Source organism: Staphylococcus sp. AtDRG32, assembly GCF_004365845.1.
Taxonomy (GTDB): domain Bacteria; phylum Bacillota; class Bacilli; order Staphylococcales; family Staphylococcaceae; genus Staphylococcus; species Staphylococcus hominis.
In genome coordinates, this window is record NZ_SODE01000003.1 from 145,987 (window position 1) to 172,894 (window position 26,908).

At 29.6% G+C, this 26,908-nt stretch carries 27 protein-coding genes and 1 pseudogene; 20 read left to right on the top strand and 8 right to left on the bottom strand.

The features are described 5' to 3' along the window. Positions 1 to 351 precede the first annotated feature (351 nt). Together dnaN and dnaA are read right to left on the bottom strand one after the other, a co-directional pair. The gene (dnaN, locus tag BDW25_RS06480; protein WP_103288253.1) at positions 352 to 1,485 is read right to left on the bottom strand and encodes a DNA polymerase III subunit beta; all 1,134 of its coding nucleotides are present in this window, start codon (positions 1,483 to 1,485) and stop codon (positions 352 to 354) included. Between the two features lie 289 nt (positions 1,486 to 1,774). After that, complete coding sequence (gene dnaA, locus BDW25_RS06485) at positions 1,775 to 3,127, bottom strand: chromosomal replication initiator protein DnaA (RefSeq protein ID WP_002447945.1); 1,353 nt, start codon at positions 3,125 to 3,127, stop codon at positions 1,775 to 1,777. Between the two features lie 692 nt (positions 3,128 to 3,819). Between dnaA and rpmH the strand changes: the two genes are divergently transcribed. From rpmH to BDW25_RS06530, 9 genes are all read left to right on the top strand, one after another. Further along, positions 3,820 to 3,957: a 50S ribosomal protein L34 gene (rpmH, locus tag BDW25_RS06490; RefSeq protein WP_000240855.1), complete on the top strand. Its 138-nt coding sequence runs from the start codon at positions 3,820 to 3,822 to the stop codon at positions 3,955 to 3,957. 97 nt (positions 3,958 to 4,054) lie between these two features. After that, the gene (gene rnpA / locus BDW25_RS06495) at positions 4,055 to 4,399 is read left to right on the top strand and encodes a ribonuclease P protein component (RefSeq protein WP_133945192.1); all 345 of its coding nucleotides are present in this window, start codon (positions 4,055 to 4,057) and stop codon (positions 4,397 to 4,399) included. A 140-nt stretch (positions 4,400 to 4,539) separates the two neighbouring features. Next, positions 4,540 to 5,919 carry a tRNA uridine-5-carboxymethylaminomethyl(34) synthesis GTPase MnmE gene (gene mnmE, locus BDW25_RS06500; protein ID WP_133945194.1) on the top strand — a complete coding sequence of 460 codons (1,380 nt, stop codon included), beginning with the start codon at positions 4,540 to 4,542 and terminating at the stop codon, positions 5,917 to 5,919. A gap of 69 nt (positions 5,920 to 5,988) precedes the next feature. Then, positions 5,989 to 7,866, top strand: coding sequence for a tRNA uridine-5-carboxymethylaminomethyl(34) synthesis enzyme MnmG (gene mnmG / locus BDW25_RS06505; protein WP_002447946.1), 1,878 nt, complete (start codon positions 5,989 to 5,991; stop codon positions 7,864 to 7,866). Then, complete coding sequence (gene rsmG, locus BDW25_RS06510) at positions 7,866 to 8,588, top strand: 16S rRNA (guanine(527)-N(7))-methyltransferase RsmG (RefSeq protein ID WP_119626066.1); 723 nt, start codon at positions 7,866 to 7,868, stop codon at positions 8,586 to 8,588. The genes mnmG and rsmG overlap by 1 nt, the downstream gene beginning before the upstream one ends. 53 nt (positions 8,589 to 8,641) lie before the next feature. After that, positions 8,642 to 9,481 (top strand): nucleoid occlusion protein, encoded by an 840-nt coding sequence (gene noc, locus BDW25_RS06515; protein WP_002447985.1) that lies wholly within the window; start codon positions 8,642 to 8,644, stop codon positions 9,479 to 9,481. A gap of 172 nt (positions 9,482 to 9,653) precedes the next feature. After that, positions 9,654 to 10,016, top strand: coding sequence for a DUF3147 family protein (locus BDW25_RS06520; protein WP_017175628.1), 363 nt, complete (start codon positions 9,654 to 9,656; stop codon positions 10,014 to 10,016). A gap of 18 nt (positions 10,017 to 10,034) precedes the next feature. Then, on the top strand, positions 10,035 to 10,430 hold the full coding sequence (locus BDW25_RS06525) for a DUF3147 family protein (protein WP_017175629.1): 396 nt from the start codon (positions 10,035 to 10,037) through the stop codon (positions 10,428 to 10,430). Beyond that, positions 10,396 to 10,938, top strand: a complete 543-nt coding sequence (locus tag BDW25_RS06530; protein WP_002454547.1) for a TetR/AcrR family transcriptional regulator — start codon at positions 10,396 to 10,398, stop codon at positions 10,936 to 10,938. The genes BDW25_RS06525 and BDW25_RS06530 overlap by 35 nt, the downstream gene beginning before the upstream one ends. Before the next feature lie 42 nt (positions 10,939 to 10,980). On the opposite strand, the gene BDW25_RS06535 is transcribed toward BDW25_RS06530, so the two are convergent. The 4 genes from BDW25_RS06535 to BDW25_RS06550 are packed head-to-tail and all read right to left on the bottom strand — an operon-like array spanning position 10,981 to position 14,258. Further along, the gene (locus tag BDW25_RS06535; RefSeq protein ID WP_133945196.1) at positions 10,981 to 11,172 is read right to left on the bottom strand and encodes a VraH family peptide resistance protein; all 192 of its coding nucleotides are present in this window, start codon (positions 11,170 to 11,172) and stop codon (positions 10,981 to 10,983) included. 26 nt (positions 11,173 to 11,198) lie between these two features. Next, complete coding sequence (locus BDW25_RS06540; RefSeq protein ID WP_133945199.1) at positions 11,199 to 13,079, bottom strand: FtsX-like permease family protein; 1,881 nt, start codon at positions 13,077 to 13,079, stop codon at positions 11,199 to 11,201. Beyond that, positions 13,069 to 13,827 (bottom strand): ABC transporter ATP-binding protein, encoded by a 759-nt coding sequence (locus tag BDW25_RS06545; protein WP_133945200.1) that lies wholly within the window; start codon positions 13,825 to 13,827, stop codon positions 13,069 to 13,071. The genes BDW25_RS06540 and BDW25_RS06545 overlap by 11 nt, the downstream gene beginning before the upstream one ends. 23 nt (positions 13,828 to 13,850) lie before the next feature. Beyond that, positions 13,851 to 14,258 carry a YxeA family protein gene (locus BDW25_RS06550; protein WP_133945201.1) on the bottom strand — a complete coding sequence of 136 codons (408 nt, stop codon included), beginning with the start codon at positions 14,256 to 14,258 and terminating at the stop codon, positions 13,851 to 13,853. Positions 14,259 to 14,463: 205 nt separating this feature from the next. Here BDW25_RS06550 and lepB point away from each other — a divergent pair, with 205 nt between their 5' ends. Then, positions 14,464 to 15,036 (top strand): signal peptidase I, encoded by a 573-nt coding sequence (lepB, locus tag BDW25_RS06555; RefSeq protein WP_002447986.1) that lies wholly within the window; start codon positions 14,464 to 14,466, stop codon positions 15,034 to 15,036. A 229-nt stretch (positions 15,037 to 15,265) separates the two neighbouring features. Here the strand turns inward: lepB and BDW25_RS06560 are convergent, their stop codons facing one another. Continuing rightward, positions 15,266 to 16,840, bottom strand: a complete 1,575-nt coding sequence (locus BDW25_RS06560) for a BCCT family transporter (protein ID WP_133945203.1) — start codon at positions 16,838 to 16,840, stop codon at positions 15,266 to 15,268. A 183-nt stretch (positions 16,841 to 17,023) separates the two neighbouring features. Between BDW25_RS06560 and BDW25_RS06565 the strand changes: the two genes are divergently transcribed. The 5 genes and pseudogenes from BDW25_RS06565 to BDW25_RS06585 all read left to right on the top strand — a co-directional run bounded on the left by BDW25_RS06565 (position 17,024) and on the right by BDW25_RS06585 (position 20,356). After that, a complete protein-coding gene (locus BDW25_RS06565) occupies positions 17,024 to 17,566 on the top strand; it encodes a GNAT family N-acetyltransferase (protein WP_133945205.1) in 543 nt (180 codons plus the stop codon). A 280-nt stretch (positions 17,567 to 17,846) separates the two neighbouring features. Continuing rightward, positions 17,847 to 18,035: pseudogene (locus BDW25_RS06570) on the top strand (SDR family oxidoreductase); the annotation flags it as partial. A gap of 333 nt (positions 18,036 to 18,368) precedes the next feature. Beyond that, positions 18,369 to 18,476 carry a helix-turn-helix transcriptional regulator gene (locus tag BDW25_RS06575; protein WP_133945207.1) on the top strand — a complete coding sequence of 36 codons (108 nt, stop codon included), beginning with the start codon at positions 18,369 to 18,371 and terminating at the stop codon, positions 18,474 to 18,476. A 352-nt stretch (positions 18,477 to 18,828) separates the two neighbouring features. Then, on the top strand, positions 18,829 to 19,647 hold the full coding sequence (locus BDW25_RS06580; protein WP_243830615.1) for an ATP-binding cassette domain-containing protein: 819 nt from the start codon (positions 18,829 to 18,831) through the stop codon (positions 19,645 to 19,647). A 25-nt stretch (positions 19,648 to 19,672) separates the two neighbouring features. Next, a complete protein-coding gene (locus BDW25_RS06585) occupies positions 19,673 to 20,356 on the top strand; it encodes a hypothetical protein (protein ID WP_208318181.1) in 684 nt (227 codons plus the stop codon). A gap of 384 nt (positions 20,357 to 20,740) precedes the next feature. Here the strand turns inward: BDW25_RS06585 and BDW25_RS06590 are convergent, their stop codons facing one another. After that, positions 20,741 to 21,409 carry a hypothetical protein gene (locus tag BDW25_RS06590; protein WP_053023571.1) on the bottom strand — a complete coding sequence of 223 codons (669 nt, stop codon included), beginning with the start codon at positions 21,407 to 21,409 and terminating at the stop codon, positions 20,741 to 20,743. Positions 21,410 to 21,502: 93 nt separating this feature from the next. Here BDW25_RS06590 and BDW25_RS06595 point away from each other — a divergent pair, with 93 nt between their 5' ends. The 5 genes from BDW25_RS06595 to BDW25_RS06615 all read left to right on the top strand — a co-directional run. Next, positions 21,503 to 23,044, top strand: coding sequence for an LA2681 family HEPN domain-containing protein (locus BDW25_RS06595; RefSeq protein ID WP_133945211.1), 1,542 nt, complete (start codon positions 21,503 to 21,505; stop codon positions 23,042 to 23,044). 142 nt (positions 23,045 to 23,186) lie between these two features. Beyond that, positions 23,187 to 24,788, top strand: a complete 1,602-nt coding sequence (locus BDW25_RS06600; protein ID WP_133945213.1) for an N-6 DNA methylase — start codon at positions 23,187 to 23,189, stop codon at positions 24,786 to 24,788. Positions 24,789 to 24,790: 2 nt separating this feature from the next. Then, a complete protein-coding gene (locus BDW25_RS06605; protein ID WP_017175653.1) occupies positions 24,791 to 25,330 on the top strand; it encodes a hypothetical protein in 540 nt (179 codons plus the stop codon). Positions 25,331 to 25,354: 24 nt separating this feature from the next. Further along, a complete protein-coding gene (locus tag BDW25_RS06610) occupies positions 25,355 to 26,197 on the top strand; it encodes an AbiH family protein (protein ID WP_133945215.1) in 843 nt (280 codons plus the stop codon). Between the two features lie 181 nt (positions 26,198 to 26,378). Then, on the top strand, positions 26,379 to 26,908 hold a 530-nt coding region (locus BDW25_RS06615; protein WP_133945242.1), incomplete at its 3' end, for a GNAT family N-acetyltransferase.

The following is a 26,908-nucleotide window of genomic DNA, read 5'->3' on the forward strand; positions in this document are numbered from 1 at the left end:
TTATATATCATTACTATATTATACCTTTTTTAGGAATAAATTTCATTTAAAATGAAGTGTGAAACCGTTTACTTTTAAATAAGTTTTTGTTATTTTAATTTGTTATGTAAAAAATAGATAATTTTTTAAAATTATGACAAAAGTAATCAGAGATAATATCTCAATTTTTAATTTTAAGGCCTATTTTAGCGAATATAATGAGTTGTGGATAAAAACATCATTTTACTTAATTTAGCTTCATTATGAACCTCTGAGATAGTTTAAAATCATTGTTTTAATGAATTAAAAAAATAGAACAGCAATTCAATAAGAATTCTGTTCTACTTTAACTTTTTAATTAATCTTTAATCACTAGTATGTTCTAATTGGTAAAATGAGTTGAGTGACTGAATCATCTGCTTTTGGTTTTAAGATAAATGGTTTCATCGTACCAAAGAATTCTACTTCAACTTCCTCATTATCAATTGCTTTTAATGCGTCCATCATATATTTTGAGTTGAATGAAATTTTCAAATTGCCACCTTCAACATCAGTTGCTGTAACTTCTTCTTTGACTGTACCGATTTCTGGGGATGTAGATGATAATTCTATAACCTCATTTCCAGTACTTAATTTAATTACGTTATTTCCACCTTCACGTGCAAGTAATGACGCACGATCTATCGCATGATAGAATTCACCGTTATCTAATCCTAATTTGATTTCATAGTTTTCAGGGAAAAGACGTGTTGTATCAGGATAGTGACCTTCTAATAAACGTGAAATAAAGTTCACGTTACCGACCTTGAACAATACTTGATTAGAGGCAAAGAAGATATCAATGTCTTCATCATTATCACTCATAATTTTATTTAATTCAGATAATGCTTTACCTGGGATAATAACATTTTTGTTTTCTGATTCATCTTCAAGCTTTAATTTTCTTACAGCCAAACGATGTGAATCAGTAGCAGTGCATATTAATTCATTATCTTGTATAAGCCAGTTCACACCAGTTAAAACTGGGCGTGTTTCTGAGGTGGACACTGCAAAGTTTGTTTGCGCAATGATGTTTTTAAGTACTTTTACAGATAATTGAATGGCATCATCACGTGATACTTGTGGTAACAATGGATATTGTTCAGGATCTAAACCACTTAAATTAAATTCTGAATGTCCTGATGTGATAAGCGTTTGGAACTGTTCATTTGTTGATAATTTAACATCTTTGCCTGGTAATTTTTTAATGATGTCGACAAAGAAACGACCAGGAAGAACCACTGATCCCGTTTCAGTAATGTCAACAATATTTTCTCCATCTACTTGTTTAGGAATCGTGATTTCAATTGAAATTTCTGAGTCAGAACCAGTTAAAATAACGTTATTATCTTTAGCATCAATTTTGATACCTGTTAAAATTGGTAAAGTTGTTCTTGGTGAGATTGCTTTTAATGTGTCATTCAATTGCGTAATAAAGTAATCTCTTTTTATTGTAAATTCCATTATTAATTTAAACTCCTTCCAGTCGTTTATACTTAAATTATATAGGTTTTAAAATCATAGTAATAGTAGTAGGGCTTGTGGATTAGTGGATATCTCATGAAACGCCTTTTATATCAAAGTTATACACATGTGGATAAGTTGTTAATGATGTGTATTACTTTTTCACATTATCCACAATTTAACATTTTCTAACTTCTTGCTCTATTTATAAAATTATTTAGAAGCATAGTCATCTTTGATATTGAATGTCATATTTTAGCAACACTGTTATACAACAGATTCATATTTCCTATTACTGTTTACGTATTTCCTTTTCTAAATCTTCAACTTCTTGCTTAAAAATTGAATCCGCCTTAATATCATTCGAAATTTTTTCGTGTGCGTGAATAACTGTAGTATGATCGCGTCCTCCAAATTCCTCACCAATTTTTGGTAATGAAAAATCAGTTAATTCTCTAGACAGATACATTGCGATTTGTCTTGGATAGGCAATCGACTTTGTTCTTTTCTTAGCGCTAAAATCTTCGATGCGTACATTGTAATAATGTCCAACTACTTTTTGAATATCTTGAATCGAGATTTTTTTAGATTTAGGAACTTGAATGATATCTTTTAATGCTTCAGCAGCAAGTTCTGTTGTAATCGGTTTACCTTGTAATTTAGAATAAGCAAGTAAACGTGTTAAAGCTCCTTCAAGTTCACGAATATTTGATTGAATTTGATTTGCAATATAATTCAATGCTTCTGCTGGAATTTCTAAGTTCTCTTCTTCGATTTTTTTCTGCAAGATGGCCATGCGTGTTTCATAATCTGGCGGTGTGATATCAACAATGAGACCCCATTCAAATCGAGAACGTAAGCGATCTTCAAGTTTTGCTATTTCTTTAGGCGGACGATCACTTGAAATAACAATTTGCTTTTTATTTTGATGTAATTCATTAAATGTATGGAAAAATTCTTCTTGTGTTTGTTCTTTATTTTGAATGAATTGAATATCATCAATTAATAATACATCGATATTTCTATATTTTTCTCTAAATGCTTCAGGTTCATTGTTACGAATGGATTTAATAAAATCATTTGTAAACTTTTCGCTTGAAGTATAAAGCACTTTGGCATTCGGTTTATTACTTAGTACGTGATGACCAATGGCATGCATTAAATGCGTTTTCCCTAATCCTACGCCGCCATAGATAAATAATGGATTATAAGCTTGTGCAGGTGCTTCAGCTACAGCTAAGCTTGCTGCATGTGGGAAGCGGTTGCCAGGCCCAATCACAAATGTATCAAACGTATTATGCGTATTAAATTGATCCATATCATCATGACTATCATCAATGGCAGACGTTTTTTTTACAGTATTTGATTGTTTACGACTCGTTTCGTCAAGTTCAGCAAGTTGTTCAGCAGTGTAAAATTTTGGATCAACTTCATAACCAATGATGTCTTTCATAATTGTTTGAATTACATCTTTATAATTTGAGTTTAACCAATCAGCGTAAAACTCATGAATAACAAAGATGTAAGCAACATTGTCGCGAATTTCTTTAAGTTCAGTGTCTTTTAAAAACGTATTAAACGTTGTTTTCGAAATCTCTGACTCAGCTACTTCTAATACCTTTTTCCAAATTTCTTGTTCCGACATATATAAACTCCATCTTTCTATAAATTTAAGACTTATACACAGTTTTTATAAGCGTGGATAAAAATAATCACAGCATGTTAATAATTATCCACAAGTTAATCACATTCGGTGGATAACTTTATATATACTATGATTTATACACAGTAAAAACACGTATAGAATTTATAAAAAAATCCTATAAGATAAATGATTCAGACGACTTATCCACACAATTATACTTTTTAACTGCAATAGATGTCAAATGGCTGTGAATATGTTTGTAAATTTGGTATAAATCTGTGAATATGCTATTGATTATCCACAAAAAATTAAATATTATATGTGAATAAGTGGATAAAAAATGATACCATAATTCAATGTACTATAACAGGTTTGGGAAATAATTTATAAACGTGTATTAAATATGTATAAAATTGAGAAGCTACTGAATCAATGAAATGTATAAATATTAAAAAATAAAAGTGATATAACTAAAAGACATTCTTGAAAATCATTAATTGGTTTCAAAAGCTGCTTGCTTTATAAATGGTAATTTGTTATATTGTAGTAGTTGCTTGAATTATGACTAGATAAAATCGAATTAAATCGAAATTATTTGATATTAACAATTATCATTTATCTATTAAAATAGTCAGGTTCATTAGAAGTAGATGTAGTGAACGAGATATAATATGTAGATGGAGGTGTTTTGCATGGTAAAACGTACTTATCAACCAAATAAACGTAAACATAGTAAAGTTCATGGTTTCAGAAAACGTATGAGCACTAAAAATGGCCGTAAAGTTTTAGCGCGTCGTCGTCGTAAAGGCCGTAAAGTTTTATCAGCATAAGATCACTGACTTCTCAGTGGTCTTTTTTTTCGTTTTAAACAAATACATTTTAATAGATAAATGTAACATAAGAACAATGTAAGCGAGTGATTTAAGCATGGAGAAAGCTTATCGTATAAAAAAGAACAGTGATTTCCAAAAAATCTATAAAAAGGGAAAATCTGTAGCCAATAGACAATTTGTTGTGTATACACTAAAGAATGAGTATGAACATTTTCGTTTAGGCATTAGCGTTTCTAAGAAAATCGGAAATGCTGTAACTCGAAATCGTATTAAGCGTGCCATTAGAGAAAACTTTAAAGTGCATAAGCAAGATATGATTTCAAAAGATATTATTGTAATAGCGAGACAACCTGCTAAAAATATGTCAATTTTAGAGATTCAAGGCAGTTTAGAACATATATTGAAAATAGCAAAGGTATTTAATAAGAGAATTAAATAAAATTAGACTGACGGAAGTCTAATGTCAGACAAACCGAAGACTAACCAGTAGATTATAAAACAATATATTCGCAATTTAATTAGAAACTTATTACAATATTATATTGAAATTTTACTTAACTAGGGAGGCGAGAATGGATAATGGATTTTGATACAATTACAAGTATTTCAACTCCAATGGGAGAAGGTGCAATTGGTATTGTACGGTTGTCTGGTCCAGAAGCGGTTGAAATAGGTGATAAGTTATATAAAGGAAAGAAAAAATTAAAAGATGTTCCATCACACACTATTAATTACGGCCATATTATAGATCCTGAGACAGATGAAGTTGTAGAAGAAGTGATGATTTCAGTTTTACGTGCACCAAAGACCTTTACACGTGAAGATATTATTGAAATTAATTGTCATGGGGGTATTTTGACAATTAATCGTATACTAGAACTTACCATGACACATGGCGCTAGAATGGCGGAACCCGGCGAATATACTAAGCGTGCATTTTTAAATGGCCGAATTGACTTATCTCAAGCAGAAGCAGTCATGGACTTCATTCGTTCTAAAACGGATAGAGCCTCTAAAGTTGCAATGAATCAAATTGAAGGTCGTTTGAGTGATTTAATTAAACAACAACGTCAATCGATATTAGAAATTCTTGCCCAAGTTGAAGTGAACATTGATTATCCAGAATATGATGATGTTGAAGATGCAACAACGGAATTTTTACTTGCGCAATCTAAAAAAATTAAAAATGAAATTGATCAATTATTAGAAACCGGTACTCAAGGTAAGATTATGAGAGAAGGATTATCTACAGTGATTGTCGGTAAACCGAATGTAGGTAAATCTTCAATGCTAAATAATCTTATTCAAGATAATAAAGCCATTGTCACTGAAGTAGCTGGAACAACTCGAGATGTATTAGAAGAATACGTTAATGTACGTGGTGTTCCATTAAGACTTGTTGATACAGCAGGTATTCGTGATACTGAAGATATTGTAGAAAAAATAGGCGTAGAGCGTTCACGTAAAGCATTAAGCGAAGCGGATTTAATCCTTTTTGTATTAAATAACAACGAACCTTTAACTGAAGAAGATCGTACATTATATGAAGTCATAAAAAATGAAGATGCGATTGTTATTGTTAATAAAACAGATTTAGAACGTCAATTAGATATTGAAGAAGTTAAAACTATGATAGGGGACACACCACTTATTCAAACATCAATGTTAAAACAAGAAGGTATCGACGAATTAGAATTACAAATCAAAGATTTATTCTTTGGTGGAGAAGTACAAAATCAAGATATGACTTATGTTTCAAATTCAAGACATATCTCACTTTTAAAACAAGCAAGACAAACAATTCAAGATGCTATTGATGCAGCTGAAGCTGGTATTCCTATGGATATGGTTCAAATTGATTTAACTCGTACATGGGAATTATTAGGAGAAATTATTGGAGAATCAGCAAGTGATGAATTAATTAATCAGCTATTTAGTCAATTCTGTTTAGGTAAATAATAAAAATTAAGACGGTCAGTAGTCTAAAATGAATAATAATAATTAAGGAAAAATAGGGAGGTCCATTCAATGGTTCAAGAATATGATGTAATTGTTATTGGTGCCGGTCACGCTGGAATTGAAGCGGGATTAGCTTCAGCAAGACGTGGTGCTAAAACGTTAATGTTAACCATTAACTTAGATAATATCGCCTTTATGCCATGTAACCCATCAGTCGGCGGCCCAGCAAAAGGAATAGTAGTACGTGAAATCGACGCATTAGGTGGCCAAATGGCTAAAGCCATTGATAAAACACACATTCAAATGCGTATGCTTAATACTGGTAAAGGTCCGGCAGTTCGTGCATTACGTGCTCAAGCTGATAAAGTGCTTTATCAACAAGAAATGAAACGTGTCATTGAAGATGAAGATAATTTAGATATCATGCAAGGTATGGTAGACGAATTATTGATTGAAAATGATGAAGTTAAAGGTGTACGTACGAATATAGGTACAGAGTATCATGCGAAAGCTGTAGTCATCACGACAGGTACATTCTTACGTGGAGAAATCATTTTAGGGAATATGAAATATTCAAGTGGTCCAAACCATCAACTTCCATCTATTTCATTAGCTGATAATTTAAGAGAACTTGGGTTTGAAGTGGTGCGTTTTAAAACAGGTACACCGCCACGTGTGAATTCTAAAACCATCGACTATTCTAAAACTGAGATTCAACCTGGCGATGACGTTGGTCGTGCGTTTAGTTTTGAAACTACCGAATACATTTTAGACCAACTCCCTTGTTGGCTCACGTATACAAATGATCGTACACATAAAGTCATTGATGATAATTTACATTTATCAGCCATGTATTCAGGTATGATTAAAGGTACAGGTCCACGTTATTGTCCATCTATTGAAGATAAATTTGTACGTTTCAATGACAAACCACGTCATCAACTTTTCTTAGAACCAGAAGGACGTAATACGAATGAAGTTTATGTGCAAGGCTTATCAACTAGTCTTCCTGAACATGTTCAACGCCAAATGTTAGCTACTATTCCAGGTCTTGAAAAAGCAGATATGATGCGTGCAGGTTACGCGATTGAATATGATGCGATTGTGCCAACACAATTATGGCCAACATTAGAAACTAAAATGATTAAAAACTTATACACTGCAGGGCAAATTAATGGTACATCTGGTTATGAAGAAGCAGCAGGCCAAGGCATTATGGCAGGTATTAACGCTGCAGGTAACGTATTAGGTACAGGCGAAAAAATTCTAAGTCGTTCAGATGCTTATATTGGTGTCTTAATTGATGATTTAGTAACAAAAGGAACGAATGAGCCTTATCGTTTGTTGACTTCTCGTGCTGAATATCGCTTATTATTACGTCATGATAATGCCGACTTACGTTTAACTGATATTGGTTATGACTTAGGCATGATTTCTGAAGAACGTTATGCACGTTTTAATGATAAACGTCAACAAATTCAAGATGAAATTGACCGTTTATCAAATATCCGTATTAAACCGAATGAACATACGCAATCTGTGATTGAAGCTCATGGTGGTTCTCGCTTAAAAGATGGTATCTTAGCCATTGATTTATTGCGTCGTCCTGAAATGACGTATAATACAATTTTAGAGATATTAGAAGAAACGCATCAGTTACCAGAAGCGGTAGAAGAACAAGTTGAAATTCAAACGAAATATGAAGGTTACATCAATAAATCATTACAACAAGTTGAAAAAGTTAAACGTATGGAAGAAAAGAAAATTCCAGAAGACTTAGATTATAGTAAAGTGGATAGTTTAGCCACTGAAGCACGAGAAAAATTATCAGAGGTTAAACCATTAAATATTGCGCAAGCATCACGTATTTCAGGTGTTAATCCTGCAGATATTTCTATCTTACTTGTATATTTAGAACAAGGTAAATTACAAAGGGTGAAAAATTAATGAGTGGCATCGAATGGTTAACAAAAGCGTTAAGTGAGCAAGGTATTGAATTAACAAATCAACAACAACAACAATTTCAAACCTATTATCGTTTGCTTGTTGAATGGAATGAAAAAATGAATTTAACAAGTATTACTGATGAGCATGAAGTTTACTTGAAACATTTCTATGATTCTATTACAGCCGGATTTTACTATGATTTTAATCAACCATTAACACTTTGTGATGTAGGGGCTGGTGCTGGATTTCCAAGTATTCCTTTAAAAATTGTTTTTCCAGAATTGAAAGTAACCATTGTCGATTCATTAAATAAACGTATTCAGTTTTTAAATCATTTAGCAGTTGAACTTGGATTAACACAAGTAAGTTTTGTTCATGATCGAGCAGAAACATTTGGTAAAGGTGTCAACAGAGAAACATATGATGTGGTAACAGCACGTGCAGTGGCAAGACTTACTGTTCTAAGTGAGTTATGTTTGCCGTTAGTGAAAAAAGGCGGACAGTTTATTGCATTAAAGTCTGCAAAAGGTGAAGAAGAATTAGCAGAAGCACAATTTGGTATAAGCATCTTAGGTGGAGCGTTTAGTGATTCTTACACGTTTGATTTACCAGAAGATGCAGGTGAAAGACAAATGATTATAGTTGATAAGCGTCGTCAAACACCTAAAAAATATCCTAGAAAACCTGGTACACCTAATAAAACTCCTTTATTAGAAAATTAATCAATTTTTCGGTTACTCATGTTAAAATTGATTTTAAGAGGAGTGAATGGACAATGAAAAAACCTTTTTCTAAACTATTTGGTTTAAAAAATAAAGAAGACATCGTTGATTATATTGAAGAAAATCGTCATTCAAGTGTGGAATCCATTCAAATAGAGCGTATCGTACCTAACCGTTATCAACCGCGCCAAGTGTTTGATTCAAGTAAAATTACAGAACTTGCTGAGTCGATAGAAGAACATGGGTTATTACAACCCATTGTTGTTCGACCTATAGAAGAGAATATGTATGAAATTATTGCTGGTGAACGACGATTTAGAGCATTACAATCCTTGCATCAATCTAAAGCAGACGTCATTATTCGTCATATGAATGATGAAGAAACTGCTGTAGTCGCCCTTATTGAGAATATCCAACGTGAAAATTTATCTGCAATAGAAGAAGCCGAAGCTTATAAAAAGTTACTTGAAATTGGACAAACCACTCAAAGTGAGTTAGCGCAAAGTCTTGGAAAAAGCCAAAGTTTTATTGCTAATAAATTACGCTTACTTAAATTAGCACCAAAAGTAATTGTACGATTACGTGAAGGTAAAATTACAGAACGTCATGCACGTGCAGTATTATCCTTAAAAGAAGCGGATCAAGAACAATTGATTGAACAAGTTATTGCTCAGAAATTGAATGTCAAACAGACAGAAGCTCGTGTGAAACAAAAATTAGCTCCTGAAAAAGTAAAAGCAAAAACATTCCAATTTGCTAAAGATTTGACACAAGCACGTGATGAAGTGGGTAAGAGTATTCAAGCCATTGAAGACTCAGGTATTCATGTTGAGCATCGTGATAAAGACCACGAGGATTATTATGAAATTAAAATAAAACTATATAAACGTTAATGACTAAAAGAACAGGTAGAATGAATGTTGTATTCAGCATCCTGTTCTTTTTTTTTATCAATTATTTTATAATAATGGATTTTTTATTTCATATTTACATAGTTTGAAAATAGAATTACAATATTAATAAACGAAACGTATCGTTTAATAATTAAGGTAAGAAGGGTTTCATGTGTTCGGAATATCAATTTCAAGTGCGATACTTCATTTTGTGATTGGAGGTATCGCTGTTGCCTTTGCATCGATTATGGCTGAGAAAGTAGGAGGGAAAATGGGTGGCATTATTGCGACTATGCCGGCAGTCTACCTAGCAGCTATTATTGCTTTAGCCATAGATCATCGAGGAGAACGGCTGATTCAAATGTCGATACATCTTAGTTCAGGAGCTATAATAGGTATTATTTCTTGCATTATTACAGTATTTATTACGTCGATTTATATAAGTAAACGAGATTATAAAAAAGGTACAGCGTTTGCATTTATTTGTTGGTTAGTCATTTCAATTGCTATTTTTGCAGTACGACACATTTCTTAATATTTGGAGGACTTTTTAATGAAATTAACTTTTATCAAATTTCTCGTGGGTGGTTTAGCCGTTATGTTAAGTTATATTATTTCAGTTATGCTACCTTGGAAGGAATTAGGTGGCGTTTTTGCAACATTACCTGCAGTATTTCTTGTTTCTTTATTTATTACTGGTATGCAACATGGGGATGTCGTTGCTAAACATGTTAGTAGAGGTGCAGTTTTTGGTATGACAGGTGTATTATGTAGTATCTTAGCAACATGGGCAATGTTATATTCTACACATGAGTGGTTACTTAGTATTTTGGTTGGTTTTGTTGTATGGTTTATTAGTGCAGTAATTATCTTTGAAATTGTAGAATTTATTTCACGTTTAAGAAGGAGAAAAGATGGCTGGAAGACCGAAAGATCCAACAATCAATGAAAAAATATTTAAAGAAATTGATCAGTTATTAGAAACGACTTATTTTAGAGATATAACAATAGATCAAATTTCTGAAAATACTGGTGTTTCTAAAGCGACGATTTATAGACGTTGGAAAGATAAATCATCTATTATTGTCGATATGTTTGTCAGTCGAATCCACGTTTTTGAAAATGATTATAAAACGATGTACGATGAATTGTATCATTTTCTAATAAGAATTATGAATATTTATCAAACTCATTTAGGTCGTGCTGTGATTGAAATATTAATTAGTTATCAAAAATCTGAAGCACGTGACATATTTATGAAAGGTTATTTTGATAGCAATCGTAAAATATTGAAGACTATTATTTCTAAATATATTGACGAAGCGGACCAAGATTTATTTATTGATTTAATTTTTTCACCGATTTATTTCAATATATTAATTAAACCTAACGTCCTTAATGAAACTTATATTAAAAAGTTATTAAAAGTAATTTTAGATGCATATAATATTGAATAATAAAAAAAGAAGCTCAATTCATTTTGAGCTTCCTTTTTTATTCTAATGGTTATTTTTTTCGTATCTTTTCAAAATATAGCCACCGCCAAGTAAGCCTACCGGCACACCAATAAATGGCGTTGTAATGCTGCTAGCAACTAATACTATCAGAGCTAACATGATACCATTAAACCAATTTACATTTAAACTTACTAAGTCGCCATATGCGTGTTGAATCATTTCTTTAATAGTCATTTTAATATATCCTTTCAATTTATTATTTAAATGGTGTCTTTAATGATGCTTTCTGAATGAATGAACGAAATAACTGCAAATATCAGATATACGAGTGAATAGATAATCATGACAATGAAGATAGGTGTCAATGTATAATTGCCTATTAAGATCATAAATGCGTTTGCTGCAAAAAAGGCATGGAGTAAAGAGACTACTAACGGTAAACCGAAATTGAATATAATTTTTAAAGCTAGTCCTTTTATCATATCTGTATTCGTAAAACCAATACGTCGCAGAATACGATAATTGTTTATTTCATCTTCAGTTTCATCCATTTGTTTAATATAAATAATGCAACCAGCTGCTACTAAAAATGCAAGACCTAAGAAAGAAGTGACAAATATAAGAATGCCATTACTTTCATCAATTGCTTTTTTGGTTTCACTTTTTAAAACTACATTTTGGTTTCCTTTTTTAGCTAATGTTTCAGCTTTTGAAAGATCACTATGATGCTTAATATTAAAACCATAATGATGTGTAAGTTGATTTTTTGTTTTTAAAGCATTATAGTTGTCTACGCTAATTTTAAGTACTGGCCCACCCAGTGAAGCATCCATTGGAATGATTTCATTTAAATCTTTTTTATCTACATAAAATGTCTTTACTTGTTGTCCTTTTAGTTTTAAATCTTTATGAATTTGAACATTAAACATCATTGAAAGTGGACCTTGTAAATTTGTAATTGTAGCGTGATGACCTTTGATATGAGGATCAGCCATAATCGATATACTTTCATTTTGCATTGCATTACCCGTTTTACTTTTAATGACATCATTTTCAATAATATGGGTATTGGCATTTTCATACGTTTTTTTTGTATAGGGTATACCGTGTTGGTTAAGTTGATGTTCAAATTGTTGGGCCGTCTTTGCTTTAGTAAAGTTAATATCTTGAGGTGACGATGATTGAATATTAAAGTCAGCATTTGCTTTACTAATTGCTCCGAAACACAATATTGTTACTGTAACTGCTGAAATGACTGTAATAATAGTTAAAGACATCGCATTTTTCTTCATTCTATACATAATCGAAGATGTAAAGACGACATCAGTGATAGAGACACGACCCTGTTTTGATTTTTTTAAAGATTTAAAAATAATTGAAACTGAACTTCTGAAAAACAAATATGCGCCTACTACAGTTAAGAATAAAATAATAAATGGCGTTAATAAGGCCATTGTTAATTCTTGAAATTTACCAAACATTTCTGTAGACATATAATAACCTAACATCATCATTATGAGTCCAAGAATACCAGCAATACATTCTGGCGTGGTGATTTTCGCTTTTACTGCTTCTGTTTTCATACTGTCTTTCATCATAGAAAGTATGGTTCTTCGTTTTAAAAAGATCGCATTTTCTAACATAATTAAAATAAACGCTAACATTAGCATGATCATTGTTTGAATTAAAGCAGCTACTTCAAATCCTATAGATGCATGAATGTGTAAATGCATCAGTTTTATTAATATTGAAAGCAATAATTTTGAACCTAAAATACCAATGATAACGCCAATAATGCCTGTACTAATAAATAAAGTGATTTGTTCGATAGCAAGCATTCTAAGAATGTTACCACGTGTTAGTCCAATGAGTTCGAATAATGCAAATTCACGTGTACGACGTTTAATAAATAGATGGTTCGCATACATTAAGAAAATGATAATCGTAATGAATAAAAAAACTGAACCAACTTTTGCACCTTGATTGATTATTTTTGATGAACCATTATTTAAGCTATGTGTGTATTGTAATGTGACAAAACTAAAATATAAGATGATGCTTAAGATTAATGAAAAAAGATATAATACATAATGTTTGATATTACTTTTTAAATTCTTTAATGTAATTTGATTAAACGTCATTTGCCACACCGCCTAGGGCTGATTGTAATTGAATAATTTCATTGTAAAATGTAGATTTTGTTTTACTTTGTTGATGAATGTCTGAATGAATATCGCCATCTTTTAACATAATGACACGTTGTGCAAAACTTGCTACTGAAGGATCATGAGTAACCATAATAATCGTACTATTAAATTGTTTGTTCATATCTTCTAAGCGATGAAGTAAATCTTGTGCACTTTTTGAATCCAGTGCACCTGTGGGTTCATCTGCAAAAATGATGGATGGTCGATGTACAAAAGCACGTGCAGCAGCTGTACGTTGTTGTTGACCTCCAGAAATTTCACTAGGATATTTATCACTTAAATCATAAATACCAAGTGCCTCTGTGACGTCTTGATAGTTTTTTTCCATTTCATCTTTTTTCATTTTTTGGACAGATAATGGCAACATAATATTTTCTTTAACTGTTAATGTAGGTAAAACGCTATAATCTTGGAAAATAAAACCAAGTTCTTTCTTACGAAATTGGGCTAATTTTTTATTAGACAACTGGTTTATCTCATTGCCACTGATTTCTACAGTACCATCTGAAATGCTATCAATCGAACTGATAACATTAAGAAGGGTTGTCTTACCTGAACCAGATGGGCCCATAATTGCAACGAATTCTCCTTTATCGACTGAAAAATTAATATCGTGTAGTGCTTTAAATTTTTGTTTCGTTCCATAAATTTTTGATACATGATTAACGTTTAAAATAGGCATGATTCTCATACTCCTTGTAAGTTTTATAATTTTTCTTTCGCTTTAGTTGGAATGTCTGATTGTTTTACTTCTTTATATGATGTAATGGTGTGAGATTTTTCGCTTACAACTAAGTAATGATGTTGTTTTAATTTTTTAGACGCTGTGTAATCAATGTTTTTAGCTTTACCATCTTTGGTGTAAGCTATTTGATTGTAATGGTAGATGTAGAAGTCTTTTTCCTTATCAATGACTTCCACTTTTGATGGTTTTTGAGTCTTAACATAATACTCATGCGTTGGTGCTAAGGGATTTAATTTATTCCAATCATTGATAGAACGATTGTTAGGATGTTGGTCTGAATATGCGTTTAATCCAAATAAACCACCTATAATGACTACAATAATGACAAGAATAGTTAATATGATTCTTAATAATAATTTCAATCTCATCACTCCTTATCTCTATTACACTTCTTATTTTAAAAGAGTGAATGAAGCGGTGCCTTTATCTAACCTTACAAAGTAAGAGGGATATCTTACGAATGTGAAAGATTCAAATAGAAATCAATCGTAAGAAGAATGAAACGTGTTTGAAAAGTATGTATGATAGAGTAGAAGTCATCGAGAATAAAACAAATGATAGGCGGGATGAAATGTGAAAAGAGAAATCATGGAGTGGGTTATATCCATTGTAGTGGGGCTACTGGTTGTTATTGTAGTAACAAAGTTTATTGGCGAATCCTATACAGTATCTGGGTCTTCGATGTATCCAACGTTTCAAGATCGCAATAAAGTGATTATAAGTAAAATTTCTAAATCTATGAATCACATTGATAATGGTGATGTCGTTGTATTTCATGAAGATTCAAAACGTGATTTTATTAAACGTGTGATTGGTACACCAGGGGATACAGTAGAATATAAGGGAGACCAATTATATGTAAATAATAAAAAAGTGTCTGAACCGTATTTAGATTACAATAAGAAACACAAACAAGGTCAATATTTAACAGGCTCATTTAAATCAAGTCAAATTAAAGGTTCAAATGGTGAAATGAAACTTCCTAAAGATAAATATTTAGTTTTAGGAGATAATAGACAAAATAGTATAGATAGCCGATTTGATGTTGTAGGTCTAGTAGATAAAAAACAACTTGTAGGTAAAGTCGTTTGGAGATATTGGCCATTTAATGAATGGAAGACTAACTTCAATCCAGGAACATTTTAAAAATAAAGTCACAACGAATGTCTTCAATTCGCTGTGACCTTTTATTTTATAGTAGAGTTTTAGAAGATATCTTATACAAACTACAAGAGTAGATAGAATTCATTTTGAATGTGTCGTCCCCAAAAAAGAGGACTAAGGTTGAAAAAAGCTTGCGACAAATGCATGTTCAATTCAATCATCGGCTATCAATAAAAAAACTGAGACATTTAATGATGTCTCAGTTTCTGTCCTATTTGATTTTAGATTGTTGAGTTGTGTTATTTTTAATATAGTCCTTTTTACGTTGATGATCAGGTTGTAAGGTTAAACCTAAGTATTTTCTTTCTTGATTTGCATCTTTGAAAAATGAAATCATCATTAAAATAACAACAAAACTAAATGGTAATGCTGAAATAATAGCAGCAGATTGTAGCGCATCTAGACCTGTCGATCCACCAGATAATAAAAGTACATAGGCAATCGCTGATAACATCACGCCCCAGACAATTTTAACAAAACCGGATGGATTTAAACGACCAAATGATGTTTGCATGCCTAATACAAATGTAGCTGAGTCTGCGGATGTAATAAAGAATGAGCCTACTAAGATAATAGCGATAAATGACAAAATTGTACCCATAGGCATTTCATTGAAAATACCAAATAATTGTGTTTCAGGTGGCATACTAAAGATATGTTTAGATTGCTTACCAATTTTAATACCAGTAATACCGAAGGCTGTAAACCATAGCATACTAATAATTGTAGGAACACCTAATACTGCTATAACGAATTCACGGATCGAACGACCTTTTGAAATACGTGCAATGAAGATACCTACAAATGGTGACCAACTCATCCACCAGCCCCAATAATAAATCGTCCATGACTGTAACCATTCATGTTTTTGTGAGTTAAGTGGAGCAACATCAAAGCTATTAAAAATAAGAGTATTCAAATAGTCACCAATTGAGTATGTAAACATATTCATAATTAAAATTGTAGGGCCTACAATAAGAATAATAATAAATAACATCGCAGCTAAAAGCATATTTAAATTACTTAAATACTGAATACCTTTGCTTAAGCCACTCCAAGCACTAATTAAGAATAAAACTGTAACAATAAGAATAATAATGCCTTGAATAAGTTTATTGTTTGGCACTCCAAATAAATAATTTAAACCACCGTTAATTTGCATGGCGCCAACACCAAGTGACACTGCAACCCCAATAATAGTAGCAAAAACGGCTAGAACATCTATAACAGTACCTAATGGACCTTCTACTTTATTTCCGAAAATAGGACGTAATGTACGAGAAATGAGTCCTAAGTCATTTTTTCTAAACTGTGTATATGCAAGAGCCAATGCAACAATACCGTAAACTGCCCAAGGATGTAGTCCATAATGTAAGAAACTTGAACGCATGGCTTCAGCTAGAGCAGCTTCTGTTTCTTTATTCGCTGTTGGCGGCGATAGATAATGTGAAATGGGCTCAGAAGATCCATAGAATACAAGTCCAATACCCATACCTGCACTAAATAGCATTGTTAGCCATGAAATGGTATTAAATTCTGGTTTATCATCAGGTTTTCCTAACTTAAGCTTTCCAATTGGATGAAAAGTAAGTGTGATACAAAATATCAGAATAATGCTAATAAGTAGCATATAGTACCAACCAAACGTTTCTGTAATAAAACTTCCGATTGCTCCAGAAATTGAACCAAATTGATTAGGGAAGATGGCTCCAATAATTACCAGTAACCCTACAATAACTGAAGCAAAAATAAACACATTTGAAAACTGTTTAGATTTGTTTTCCATGTATTTAACTCCTTTCAAATTTAATAAAACAGATGTATAAAAGATTAACATATATAGTTAGAGAATAATGATTGATTTTAAAATTTTACAAATATTTAATAAGTTTATGTTTTTAATGTATATAATTATGTTACTATATTTATAATTTATTGAATATTTTGAAAAATATGGGAGGTTTTAATAATGTTTGGATATCAAATTAATGAACGGTTAAAATTAAAAATATTAGAAGAACGAGAAGCGGAACAATTATTTAAATTAGTTGATAATAACCGTAAATATCTAGCGGAATTTTTACCTTTTGTTGAACATACAAATAAAGTTGAAGACAGTAAAACATTTATTCAGTCGGCTTTACAACAATTTGCGCGCGGAGATGGATTTCACTGTGGCATTTGGTATGATCAAAAACTTGTAGGCGTCATTGGTTTACATTATTTAGATTTAGTTAACAAACGTACCTCGATTGGTTATTATTTAGCTGAAGATTTCCAAAAGAAAGGCATCATGACTAGATGCACTAAAGCACTTATTCAATATGTATATGAAGAATATGATATTAATCGAATCGAAATACGAATGTCTACTAAAAATAAGAAAAGCCGAGCTATACCAATAAGACTTGGATTCACACAAGAGGGTATATTGAGAAGTGATGAACGTTTACAAGGGGAATTCTCAGATAGTTATGTGTATAGTTTGCTCAGAGAAGAATATTACAAATAATCAATCATCCAATTTATAAAAAAAATTAGTTTATTCAATAACTTTAAACATAAAATCAACAAAGCATCTGGTATTTCATGAGGGAGAATACGAGATGCTTTGCTCTTTCATAAATAATTATTTAATATCAATATAGGATGAGTAGTATATAACTACTAACTATTTCTTTTTTCAAAGAATCAAATAAAAGTATAATATTTAGATCTCAATATATACAAATAATTTCTAGATATTTAATTTAGTATGTACCGCCATATCCGTTTGCATCAGCCTCTACTTGTCCTCTTTAACTGAATCGATGTTTAATACTGGAGGAGAAATGGTTGATTATTGGATGGGTGCTACCCCAATGGGACGTCCAGGTGAATCAGAAGAATTAGGTGGCATTGTCGTTTATCTCGCTTCGGATGTATTCTCATTTGCACAGGGTAGTGTATTTACTATTGATGGTGGATATACTACATTATAGAAATAGAATATAATCCAAAAATAATTTTACACATCTTATAAAATTAGAGAGAAAAAATCTAAATTTATGAGATATGTTTTTTATGTTAATAATTTTATAAAAAAACTCCCTTCCAAGAGCTTCTTTTTACCTCCTCAATATTGTAATAGAAAAGAAACAAGTATTTTTGATAATTATTGCTATCCATCGTAAAGACAATCTCATTAATATAATCATTTCCTAGGAAAAAAGGGATATAAATTATTTTGTAAGTTTTGTTTTATTATATTATTAATATATTAGATAGAAAAAAATCTTTTAATAAGATAAGGTGATGGTAAGGAGTGGTTAAATATGATTGTAGGAAATCAAATTAGGAGCTATAGAAAAGAACATAAATTATCACAGATGGATTTAGCAGAAAAATTATTTGGATCAAGTCAAACGATTTCTAATTGGTAAAATCAAAGAAGTTATCCTGATTTATATAATTTGATTGCACTTACAGCAATATTTAATGCTTCTTTAGATCAACTTGTTAAAGGAGATATAGAAGAGATGAAGAATTATTGTAAGTAGTAATAAGCTACGTAGATATAGTTTTTCATGATTATATTTATGGTACTAGCAATCGTTTTTCTTTGAATGGCATTAAAATATGAAGAATGTTGGTTTCAATGAGTTTTGCGGCTAAGATTGACCGTTTAAAAAAGAAATACGACATAAAGAAATAGTTTATTGTATGGAAAGTGGTAAAAAAATAGATATTTATAAAAGAAATAATGTAATAGAAATATAAGCTATATGTAAGAAGGTGTATATTATTATTTTAAGTGTTAAAGGTTCTAATGTTAAAAAAACTATTAATAAAAAAACTATTATTAAAGATCTTACTTTTAAATTTCCCAAAAATGAAATTATATTGATTGAGGGTAGTAATGGATGTGGTAAGTCTATGATGCTTAAAATGATAGTAGGATTAATAAAGCCTACCTCTGGAAGTATTAAAGTGAACGGGAAAATTAGCTATGCTCCAGATTATTTGCCTTCTACAATAAATTTAACAATAAGAGAATATTTAGATTTTCTAGATAATATATACAATGATAACGAACATAATATAGAAGACTTAATTATTTATTTCAAATTAAATAATTTATTAGATAGGAGATTGAATTTATGTTCTAAAGGGACAAAACAAAAAGTAAATTTAATTCAGTGTTTAATTAAAAATGCTGATATTTATATATTGGATGAACCATTTTCTGGTTTAGATAAAGAAGCAATAATAAGTTTGAAAAAATTAATTGTTCAAAAGCAAGAAAATGCAACTATTATATTAACATCTCATGAAGAATTACTCGATGAAAGTTTTGTTACTCATAAGTTCAACTTAGAAAATAAAAAATGGATGGAATTGCAGCAACGATTAAATCCCTATAAAGAAATAAAAGTTAACAATAAAAATCACAATAAAATTAAAGATATGATGAAAAGTTTCGATAAAGTTAAAGTATTTCATCATAAAGAATACACTATTATAAATGTTGATAATAGACAGAGTAATAATGTACTAAAAGTATTAATAAATAATGGTTACTTAATTGAAGAGGTGAATAATAGAAATGATTGAACCAATCTATTATTTTTTCAAAAATATGATTAGATCATATAAATTTATTGCTCCATATAGTGTATTTGTATTGATAGTAGTTATTTTATATTATTATGCAGGGCAACCAGCTTTATCTAGTTTTGGTACTACTTCAATGTTATTACTTTTTATTTCTATTTGGTTAAATTTGATTACTTTTGATTTAGAATCAGTAGAAGAATTACAATTACTACTTACGCAACTTGGGAGATCACTGTATCTAACTTCTAAACTGATATTTAATTTTTTAATGACCGTACCATTAATTATTTTTGCCATTACATATCCATTAGTATCTCTTAGGTTTGAACATTTACCATCTCTTACAGAGATATTAATAGGAATTCATGTCCATATTATAATTAGTATTACTGCAATAATATTAACAGCATTATTTAAATATTCTAATTTTTTATCAAGAAAATACAGTTGGTTATTATTAATATTGATATCTTTGTTAGCCATTTTAAAATCAAATATTATTAAAGAAATACCTACTTTTAAATATATTTCATTTGTTTTACCACCTATAAGTGAAATATTAAATTATCTTAGTCAATCAAGTACATCTATGTTTAACACTCATTTTTTGATAATTAATTTATGGTACTACATTTATATATTATTTTTCACTATTGTTTTATATACTATTTTTATTAAAAAAGATATTTTGGTATTAAACAAATAATTCAATAATTTATAGAATATATACAACTAATAAAGAAATTTATAAATCAATTATTACAAATATAAATGAGGTGAGAAGATATAAAAATTTTATTATTAAAAAGAATTATGAAATAATTATTCATATTTTCTGAAGATTTTGCAATTTTAAAGCTTTTTTCGTACTTAGTAAGTCGTGTAATTTTGAAGTATAGGTAAAAGTGTTATTTTGCTTCTTTTATATTTTGTTGATAGCAACTCTATTAGTCATCTTTTCTAATCTTCTTTTGTTTCTAATTTTTCTATACGAGACAAAGGAGTATCAAACATTACTATAGCTTTAATAGCGGTTTTGATTAATCCAAAGCCTTATTAATAGATACTTTTTTATTTATTTATACGAAGCTTAATCATTAGTTAAACCTACTACTTGCTTAATATTCTTAGCTCTTTTTTTTAGTTTTTTTAAATCAGATTCAATATCGTCCACTAAACTATTTAAACTTGTTATCATGGTAGAATAGCCTCGAAACATAGTAATGCCATTTTCTACAGTTGGGTTACTATTGGGTCTGTAAGGCATTATATTATGTGTGTATTCATCTCTATATCTCATAGTACGTATAGGAACATCTTTATTAAGGATATTGCCGATTTGTCTATGTGTGTCGTTATTTGAAGCTATCAAATTTTCTACTAAATTTCGTTTAAAACCTATATCTTTTTTTACTTCATAATGTGAAGTATATTCTTGAGCTAATGAATATAATAAATCATTTAATGTATGTAGAAAATGTAAAGTAATATTATGAAAATAAAAAACCCAATAATAGTTTCTTTTTTCTTCGTTAACAGTTTCAATTAAACTTATTGAATATTTTAAACTTACAAAAGAATTACAGAAATATTCACAGGTATCGTGTATAGAATTAATAGTAGAAACTATATTTGAGCCTAACCTATCCAACCCATTAATTAAATCATTAAATTTAGAAAAGTCGAATATATCTATTTCTTTAAGTAGCTGATCGTATTCATATTCAAAATAATTTTCATCAATAAAAAATGGTTTCATTGATTTTAGTTCCTTTCATTCTTGAGTATAATTATTTTAATATATTTTGAACAATAGGTAAAAGCTAAAAAAAAACTAAAAGAGGTAAAGTGAATGAAGTGGTATAAAAATGAACAATTATTGAATTACGCGAAAAAAGCAGATGAAGCTTTAGATAAAAAGGATACAAATTCATTATATGAAATTAGTGAGAAATTGGAAGAATTATCAACCGATTATGTTGAATCTAAGATGATGTATGCTTATTATTTGTACATTAGTTTTACTAGTTTAAATAATTATATTGATATAAAAGGTAATAACAAAGAAACCATAGAATGGGAAAAACTAATTGAAAAAAGCTTGTTTTTAGCTAGAACTGCGATTAATTCAATGGACGAATATTTAAAAGATACTGAAATTGATGAGATAGAATACATATATTTAAATGGTATATATAATAGTGTAAAAACCAATTATTGTAATCTACTTATTTCTATAGGAAAATATTCATCTGCAATATTTGAGATGAGAAAATTAGCAACTTCTCAGTTTGGTATGGCAATTGGAAATTTAGGGACAGAAATTTTTGATTATGCTTGTTTTGATTACACAGATAATAAAGAGCCTCTTTATAAATATGCTTATCAATTGCTAGATACGGCTTTAACTTATGAGGATAGTATAGTACACCCTAATGCAAAAGCTTTTTATCAAAGTAAAATTGATATTCTCGATGAAATCGATAATTTTAATCCGTATGATACAGAGTACAATGTGAAATCTATATTAAAAAAAGATAGATTAGATAATCATAACTTTACAAATAATATTACTAATGAAAACTACTGGGATTGGGTGGCAGAAAATAGTTTAGCATTGAACACAATAAATGATATAGATTATATGGCTAAAAATAATCAAGACACCCTTCATTTGCCAAATATATTAACGTCAATTAATGATCATTCATCGTTTTATGGAATTTTTAATCAAATTAAACAAGAGTATTGTTCTGCCAGATATATACTTTATGAAGGGATGTATAATAACAAGAATCACTTTTCAGATGAAAATGTATATTTAGTAAATACAATTGACTATCCTAAATATGGTTTAAATATAGAAAGAGTAAAGGCAGCATATAGAAGTGCTTATGCATTGTTTGATAGAATTGGGTATTTTTTAAATAAATATTTCAAATTAGGATTGAAAGATCGTGAAGTTTCTTTTAAAAGAATTTGGCAAAGTGCTAATAATGAAATATATGAGGTATTTGAAAATAATATTGCCTTGAAAGGCATATATTGGACGTATAAAGATTTATTCGCTAAAACTAAATCAAAGAATTTGGATTGTATAGATAAAAAGTTAAGACGTACTTATACGATAAGAAATATAATGGAACATAGGTATTTAAAGGTATTAGATAGTAATTTTATAGATCAAGCCACTAGTGATTATGATAACTTAGCATATACTATTACATCAGATGAATTAAATGAGTTAGGGATTAATTTAATTAGAATATGTAGAGAATTAATCATATTATTATGCTTTACAGTAAATATAAATGAAAATAATATAAATAAAGATGAAAAAGATAAATTTGTAACTATGGCGCTCCGCGAATTTAGTGACGAATGGAAAATTTAAAATAAAGTAGATTTATAAGCTAGCGATAAAATCAAGTCGCTAGTTTTTTTACTTTAAAAATTAAAAGGTTAAATTTAACCATTTACAATTAAAGGGTATTACTATATACTAAGGTTAACATTAACCGAAGGAGAAAATTATATTGGATTTATTAAAACAAGTTAACACATTAAGAGGTTCAATGACATTAGAAGAATTACAGGAATTAGTAATTAAAAAAATTAGCAAACAAGAAATTGACAATGAGTTTAAGGATAATTCGACTAAAGAAATAATCAAACAATTAGAAAATAAGACAGTTCAAGAATTACAAAGTATTTATTATGACTTGCAAATTATGAATCGTCATTCAGTATCAACTTATACTGAGTCTATCGAATCGCTATCTTTAGAGATTTTCAAAACTTATAGTAATCAAAATTCACTATTAGATTTAGGTTCGGGAACAGGACATATGCTATGGAGAGCGAATAAGGAAGGTCATTTTAAATACTTAAGGGGTGAAGAAATTAATCATAACGTAGCTGAAATTAGCGAACAGCTTCTATCTCAATCAGAAACGAATATAGAAATTAAAAAAATTGATTCTACTTTAAATTTTGGAAGCAATGATAAATTTGAATGTATTTATTCAGATGCATTATTTTTAAATGCAGATAATAAACGTTTAAAACAAATTGAAGATTCCGCTTCTAACAGTTATCTAAAGACAAGAAGTAAATTCTCTGAATGGATATTTACAAATCGTATTTTAAATAATTTAGAGGATAAGGGTGTAGGAACTATTGTAGTAAGAAACGCTGCTACATTTACTGAAATGGCTAAAGATATACGTAAAGAGTTGATAGAGAAGAATTTAATAAAAGCAGTTATTCAACTTCCTTCGAACTTGATTACTAATACGGCTATACCTACAACTTTATTAATTTTGCAAAAAGACAATAACGATAAGATTACATTTATTGATGCTTCAGAAATTTATACTCAAAAGGGCAGAATGCAGAATACTTTTGAAGATGAAAATATTACAACTATTATGAAAGCGCTAGAAGAAGAAACTGAAATTTCTGTAAAAGTGAATAAACAAGAAGTCAAAGATAATGACTATAATTTATCTCCTATTCGTTATTTAGTTAATATTGAAGATCGTCTTGTAAGTCCTACCGAGTTAACTAACATCGTAGAAACGATTCGTGGAAAAGATGTATCTAAAAAAAGATTAGATGAGGAAGAAAGTAAAGATAAATCAGGTTACTTACTTAATTTATCTGATGTAAAAGATTATAAAATTGATACTCCTAAACAACAAATCAGTCAAGATATACTCGATGAATATGAGAGATATTTATTAAAACCTAAGGATATTGTATTAAGTACAAGAAGTTCGGATTTAAAAATAGCTATTGTTACCGAAAGTTTAGCTAAAGATAATCTAATTATTTCTTCTAATTTTAATATTTTAAGAATTAAAGACGATAAAGTGAGTCCTTACTATTTATTTGCATTTTTAACAAGTGAAATAGGTGTTGAACAGTTAAAACAACTAATGACAGGAACTGTGATTAATGTTATTTCACAAAAATCTTTGCAAGAATATAAGGTGTCTATGCTAGATGAAGAAACTCAAGAAGACATCGCCTTTAAAATGGAAGAAGAATTACTCGAATATTATAGTTATCTGAAAAAAGTCAAAAACTTTAAAGAAAAATTACCACAACTTTTTAATGAAAACGGAGGGGAATAGGATTGGGTAAATTAAGTATCGAAGAACTAAATGATTTTTTAGAAGAATTGTTCGAGAGATTAAAACAAGAAGCAAGGCTATACAATCAACAAAGTGAATTTGATACTTTCTTAGAACGTTATCAATTTGAGAAAAATGATAGTAATCAAGGTCATCTTTATAATGACAATGCTAAAGTTCTCATTTTAGGGGTAAGAAACGGGGGCTTAAAAGCTAAAGATATTAACGGCATATTTAAAAAAGCGAGTTTAAAAGATAGATATGAAATTGTTGAATATGATGATTTAACAAATTTTGATATTTCTACTTTAGAAAATTCAACACAATACACGGATGTATTTATTGGTGCTGTCCCTCACAAAATGAGAGGGATAGGTGACACCGATAATCCAGTCCAAACGATTATGGATGGATCAGAAACGATTTATCCTAAAATACATAAACTAATGACAAGTTCAGGCTTAAAAATAACTAAAACAAATCTAACAGATGCTATAGCTAGTTCAGTAATATTTGATAATACGAGAGTAATTACTAGTTAGAACATAAACTAAGGGGGAACAAAAATGAATTTATACGTAATTGGGAATGGCTTTGACATAGACCATCACATTGCTTTAGCTTATACAAACTTTAAAGAATCTTTAGCTGATTCAGATGATGATAATGCGAAATTATTGCTTGAAATAATTGAAACAGCTCATCAAGAAAATCAAGAAAATTTATGGAAAGATTTAGAAGAAAGTATAGGTAGACTAGATTTAGATTACGTTGTTAAAAAGAGCGATAAGTATATAAATCCAGCTATTACTTTTTCTACAAGTTTTAGCTGTTTTTTTAAAAAGTGGATAGAAAAATTAAAAAATGATAAAATTTCTGAAGCAACTCCTAAAAAAGATTTGAAATATTTATTTAATAAAAATGAAGATATATTTTTAAGTTTGAATTATACCCCTACTTTGGAAATGCTTTACAATATTAATAAGAATAATATTAAATATATTCATGTAGTTAAAGATGGCGTAGGTTATGAATTTGGACATAAAAAAGTAGAAAATATTCATTCAATAGGCCATTCAGCCTTTGGTTTTAATAACTACCTAAAACATCAGTTAATAAAAGATACTTCTAGAATATATAAAGATAATCAAAATTGGTTTGAAGATTTATCCGACAAAAAAATTGAAAATATATATTTTTATGGTTTTAGTTTTGCGGATATCGATTTAATATATATAAAAGGTATTTTTAATAATATTAATAAAAACGAATTAGAAAATATCTATTTATATAATTATAAAACTCAAAAAGAACAAGAATACGAAGAGCAAAAGAGTATATTAAATAGTTTAATAGACGAAGCTGAATTAAATAAAAAAGTAAAAAGATTTCTAATATTAGAGGATTAAAAGAAAGTATCCCTCATTTTGAAGGGATGCTTTTTATTTACAAATTAAAGTAAAAGGAAATATAAATAAATTCAAACTCAAAATTTAATGTAAATTATACTATTACAATATATATATCTATGCTATTATGACTTTAATTTACTGAATAATTAGGAATTTTTACTGAAGGGGGATCGGGATGATGTTTGGGTACGAGGTCAATGAACATGTTAAGTTGAAAATTTTGGAAGAACGTGAAGCGGATCAACTTTTTAAATTAGTAGATAGTAATCGTGAGTATCTAGCGGAGTTCTTGCCATTTGTAGCATACACAACTGAGGTTGAACACAGTAAGAAGTTTATTCAGTCGGCTTTACAACAATTTGCGCGTGGAGATGGATTTCATTGTGGCATTTGGTATGATCAGAAACTTGTAGGAGTTATTGGATTGCACTATTTAGATTTAGTTAATAAAAAAACTTCGATTGGTTATTATTTAGCTGAAGATTTCCAAAAGAAAGGCATCATGACTAGATGCACTAAAGCACTTATTCAATATGTATATGAAGAATATGATATTAATCGAATCGAAATACGAATGTCTACTAAAAATAAGAAAAGTAGAGCTATACCAATAAGACTTGGATTCACACAAGAGGGTATATTGAGAAGTGATGAACGTTTACAAGGGGAATTCTCAGATAGTTATGTGTATAGTTTGCTCCGGGAAGA